The sequence below is a fragment of the Methanoculleus sp. DTU007 genome, from assembly GCF_001512385.1.
GTDB lineage: Archaea > Halobacteriota > Methanomicrobia > Methanomicrobiales > Methanoculleaceae > Methanoculleus > Methanoculleus thermophilus.
The window spans coordinates 805-4355 of the sequence record NZ_LFRO01000007.1 but is presented as its reverse complement, the minus strand read 5'-3'; the positions used below and the strand labels follow the sequence as shown (position 1 = coordinate 4355).

The following is a 3551-nucleotide window of genomic DNA, read 5'->3' as shown; positions in this document are numbered from 1 at the left end:
TCGTTTAACTCCGAGAAGCCGTTTGCCATCTCCATCCCGGCGATGAAGAGTTCGAACCGCTCCGTAAAGCCCTCCTTTGAGCGGTGCTTCTTTGCAAGAGGCGAGTTCTCGATGGGGAAGTCGTAGACGAACGTAGGCTGGATGAGTTCCTTCTCGCAGAAGTGCTCGAAGAAGAGGACCAGATACTCGCCCCGGGTCGTGGCGCTCTCGCAGCCCTCGACGCAGTGCTCAAGGCCGAACGCACGCAGTTCCTCAAGGCTCATGGTCATGACGTCGATCCCGGCGTACTCCCGGACGGCCTCCTCCATCGTGAGGCGGCGCCAAGGACGGGTGAAGTCTAGGTCGTATCCTGCAAACGAGCATGTGGTCTTGCCGTGGACCTCCGTCACAAGGTACGTGATGAGTTCCTCTGTCAGGTTCATCATGTCGTTGTAGTCCCGGTAGGCCTCGTAGATCTCCACCATCGAGAACTCGGGGTTGTGGTTGGTATCGATGTCCTCGTTCCTGAAGTTCTTTGCGATCTCAAAGACCTTCTCGAACCCGCCGACGACCAGGCGCTTGAGGTAGAGTTCCGGCGCGATCCGGAGGTAGAGTTTCTGGTTGAGGGCGTGGTGGTGGGTGGTGAACGGCCGGGCGTTTGCGCCGCCGTAGATCGGCTGCAGGGTCGGGGTCTCGAACTCCAGGTAGTCCCGTGTAAAGAGGTACTGCCGGAGGAGCGATATGATCCTGCTCCGGGTCCGGAAGGTCTCGCGGCTCTCGTCGTTCATGATCAGGTCGAGGTAGCGCTGCCGGTAGCGGGTCTCGACGTTCTTGAGCCCGTGGAACTTCTCGGGAAGCGGGCAGATCGACTTCGTGAGGAACTCGAACCGGTCGACCCAGATCGTGATCTCACCCATCTTCGTCCGGAAGACGTGGCCGACAACGCCGATGATATCCCCGGCATCGACGTACTGGCGGAAGAGGTTGAACTGCTCCTCGCCGAGATCGTTCTTGCGCAGGTAGAGCTGTATCCTGCCTTCGGAGTCCCCGAGATCCGCGAAGATCGTCTTTCCGTGCTCGCGGACGACGTAGATGCGCCCGGCGGTCTTGACCTCTTCTTCGCTCTTTTCGTGTCCGATCTCTCTAAACCGCTCCTTGATCTCCGAGATGGTCTCTTTCCGCTCAAACGTATAGGGATATACCGTCACGCCGCGCTCGCGCAGTTCCTGCAGTTTATTGATCTTTGTCGTATCAAAACAGAGTTGATCTATATCGCTCATGGTGTAAACCGCTCCATTCATCCTGCGGCCGTATACCCGGTTCGCCGCTCTACCGGGGCGATCGGGCCGCATGCTCACAGATAAATCCTATATATGGTTTCCCTCCGGTGGTCTTAATCTTTGAGGGAGGTCCAGTCCGAACCATCAGATCCTCAGGATACCGTGGGGGCGCCCGGCCGCTCCAAAAACTCCCGCCGGCGGCAAAACGCAATGCATAAGAAGGTTATACGAGTTATCGTCAATACTGAGGGCATGGTGCAGGTGACGGAGAGAGAGGTGGCGATAGAAAGACTTGCCACCGTCATCAACGAATGCNNGTCCCGGGCCGACCTCATGCTCATCGGCGAAGCGCCGGGCAAGCAGGAAGACCTCACCGGGAAGCCTTTCGTCGGCCGGGCGGGGAAACTCCTCGAAGGTCTCCTTTCGGGGATCGGTCTATCCCGCACGGATGTCTTCATTGCAAACATCGTGAAGCACCGGCCGCCCGGGAACCGTGATCCCCGGGACGAGGAGATCCGGGCCTGCACCCCCTACCTTGAGGAGCAGATCCGGATCATCGCGCCGAAGGTGATCGTGATGCTGGGCCGGCATTCGAGCAGGTACATCCTCTCCCTCCTCTCGGTAGAGTTCGACCGGATCACGGATATCCGGGGAAAGGTCTATGAGGGTACCCTCTTCGGCCATCCGGTCCGCCTCATCCCCACCCTCCACCCTGCCGCCGCGCTCTACAACCCGGGATACCGGGAGGCCCTGGAAGAGGATTTCCAGGCCGTGGGCCGCGAACTTGCGCGGGTTTTGGGATCTGCAAGAGAGGAATGAAGAAAGAATGGCAAAAGAACGATCATACGGGGCGGTTGTCTTCCGGCGGGATACGGATNNCACTGGGACCTGGTGAAGGGGCACGGCGAGCGCGGCGAGACCGAAGAGGAGACTGTGCTCCGGGAGTTAAAGGAAGAGACCGGGATCACGAGGGCCAGGTTCATCCCCGGGTTCCGTGAAGAGATCCACTACTTCTTCCAGCGCCGGGGGCAAACAGTCTATAAAGAGGTCGTCTACTACCTCATCGAGACTCCTGAGGAGGAGGTGAGGCTCTCGGACGAGCATATCGCCTATCAGTGGCTCCCATACGGTGAGGCGCTGCGGGTGATCACCTTCGGGAACTCGAAACGGGTTGTCGGTGAGGCGCACGAATTTTTGACGGTGCATAAGAGCGAGAGAGAGCGGTGAGTCGGTCACATCTTCCGGTCTTCCGGGAGATCCTGGACCTCTTTTCCAAGGAAGTAACTCACGACGGTCCTGATGGTGACAAGCCCTCCGAGCATGATCAGGTCCTGGAAGGTCGGCTCGAGGATCGTCTTTAGGACATCGGCGGCGACGAAGAACTCAAGGCCGATCAGGATGCGGGTGGTGAACGTCCACCGGATATCGCGGTAACTCTTCTTGCGAAGGCGCGTCTCCCGCGCCAGGAGTTCGATGATCGCGATCACCGCCCCGTAGACGATGAAGAGCGCACCGAATCCCCCGAGGATCGTCTCGGCGATCTCGATGAACTGCTCAAGCACCATACCCGGTGCGCATATGGGCGATGGTGGACTTATACGTTATCGGGGTTCTCTGGCGCCAGGGGGACGACAATACGATACCCGTTGTAGCGCTCGACCGCAACCGAGACGCCGTAGACCGCCTTGATGCTCTCCGGGGTCACGACCTCGGGCCCGCCGGCGGCGTGGATAATCCCGTCTTTTAAGAGGATGAACCGGTCGGCGTAGCGGAGCGCCATGTTTAAGTCGTGCATCGTCATCACCGCGGCGACATTGTGGTCCGCCGCGACGCGCCGGACGATCCCGAGGATCTCGAGCTGGTTTCGAAGATCCAGGCTGCTTGTGGGTTCGTCGAGGAGAAGGACCCGCGGCTCCTGCACGAGGGCCCGTGCAATGCTCACCTTCTGGAGTTCCCCGCCGCTCATCTCGTCGATGTAGCGAAGCGAAAGGTCCTCAAGACGGAGCCTCCGGATCGCCGCCTCGACGATCCGGATGTCTCTCTCCGTTACGCTCCACCCGATATGCGGCCGGCGACCGAGGAGGACGGCGTCAAAGACGGTCATCCGGCCCGCCTCGCACCGTTGCGGAACGTAGCCGACCTTCCGTGCAATCTCCATCCGATCCGCCGTGAGGAGATCCGCCCCCTCGACGAGGACGGATCCGGCCTTCGGCTTTAAGATGGCGTTCATGCACTTCAAGAGGGTCGTCTTTCCAACACCGTTCGGGCCAAGGATCGCGAGGACCTGGTGGG

Annotated in this window: 5 protein-coding genes; 2 read left to right on the top strand and 3 right to left on the bottom strand. The window is 59.9% G+C overall.

What is annotated here, in order from left to right; all coding sequences use genetic code 11:
• The coding region (lysS, locus tag ACI94_RS00715; protein ID WP_286680976.1) for a lysine--tRNA ligase at positions 1 to 1259 on the bottom strand (1259 nt) is incomplete at its 3' end.
• A gap of 252 nt (positions 1260 to 1511) precedes the next feature.
• On the opposite strand from lysS, the gene ACI94_RS00710 reads away from it, so the two are divergent.
• Both ACI94_RS00710 and ACI94_RS00705 read left to right on the top strand, forming a co-directional pair.
• A complete protein-coding gene (locus ACI94_RS00710) occupies positions 1512 to 2078 on the top strand; it encodes a uracil-DNA glycosylase (protein WP_286680975.1) in 567 nt (188 codons plus the stop codon).
• A 72-nt stretch (positions 2079 to 2150) separates the two neighbouring features.
• Positions 2151 to 2486, top strand: coding sequence for an NUDIX domain-containing protein (locus ACI94_RS00705; protein WP_286680974.1), 336 nt, complete (start codon positions 2151 to 2153; stop codon positions 2484 to 2486).
• Between the two features lie 5 nt (positions 2487 to 2491).
• Here the strand turns inward: ACI94_RS00705 and ACI94_RS00700 are convergent, their stop codons facing one another.
• Positions 2492 to 2824, bottom strand: coding sequence for a DUF1622 domain-containing protein (locus tag ACI94_RS00700; RefSeq protein ID WP_066955646.1), 333 nt, complete (start codon positions 2822 to 2824; stop codon positions 2492 to 2494).
• 29 nt (positions 2825 to 2853) lie between these two features.
• On the bottom strand, positions 2854 to 3551 hold a 698-nt coding region (locus tag ACI94_RS00695), incomplete at its 5' end, for an ABC transporter ATP-binding protein (RefSeq protein ID WP_286680973.1).